Below are 815 nucleotides of genomic sequence, written 5' to 3'. Positions count from 1 at the left end.
CGTATTTCTCCTCACTGGACAACATGGTCGCTCAGGGCAATGCCCTGCCGGTGCTGTACGGCGAAATGCGCGTGGGATCGCGTGTGGTTTCACAGGAAATCAGTACTGCTGACGAGGGAGATCGCGGTATTGAAGCGCTGAAACTGGCGATCGACCGCTACAAAGAAAACGACACCGTCGAGCTGGTCCATTATGCCCAGCCGCTGTTGCAGGAAGCGGACTCCCTCGCCGACGCGATGGCCAAAGACATGCCACTGAAACAGCGCCGCTGGCTGGGTCTGCAGATGCTGGAAGGCGATATCTACAGCNGCACAAAATCTGGATGCCGCGCTGACTCGTCTGAGTGAAACAATGGACGATCCGGCGCTGCATATTGCTGATGCACGTTACCAGTGCATTGCCGCCATCTGCGATACCGTCAGCAACACCCTGACCGCAGAGCCAAGCCGCTTCACCACCGCGGTCGATAAGGTCGTACTTAATCGCTTCCTCGGCCTGCCAGTATTTCTGTTCGTAATGTACCTGATGTTCCTGCTCGCCATTAACATCGGTGGCGCGCTGCAGCCGCTGTTTGACGTCGGTTCCGTGGCACTCTTTATCCATGGTATTCAGTGGATTGGCTACACGCTGCACTTCCCGGACTGGCTAACCATCTTCCTGGCCCAGGGCCTTGGCGGCGGGATTAACACCGTGCTACCGCTGGTACCGCAAATCGGCATGATGTACCTGTTCCTCTCCTTCCTTGAAGACTCCGGCTACATGGCGCGCGCCGCATTTGTGATGGACCGTCTGATGCAGGCGCTGGGACTGCCGGG

General features: G+C 57.7%; 2 pseudogenes. Both read left to right on the top strand.

The features are described from left to right. Positions 1-128 (top strand): annotated as a pseudogene (locus tag FDX22_RS30340) (tail assembly protein); the annotation flags it as partial. Next, positions 123-815, top strand: a pseudogene (locus tag FDX22_RS27585) (nucleoside recognition domain-containing protein); the annotation flags it as partial. The pseudogenes FDX22_RS30340 and FDX22_RS27585, both read left to right, overlap by 6 nt.

The sequence above is a fragment of the Citrobacter sp. TBCS-14 genome, from assembly GCF_005280805.1.
Classification (GTDB): domain Bacteria; phylum Pseudomonadota; class Gammaproteobacteria; order Enterobacterales; family Enterobacteriaceae; genus Citrobacter; species Citrobacter gillenii.
This window is presented reverse-complemented; position numbering and strand designations above follow the sequence as displayed.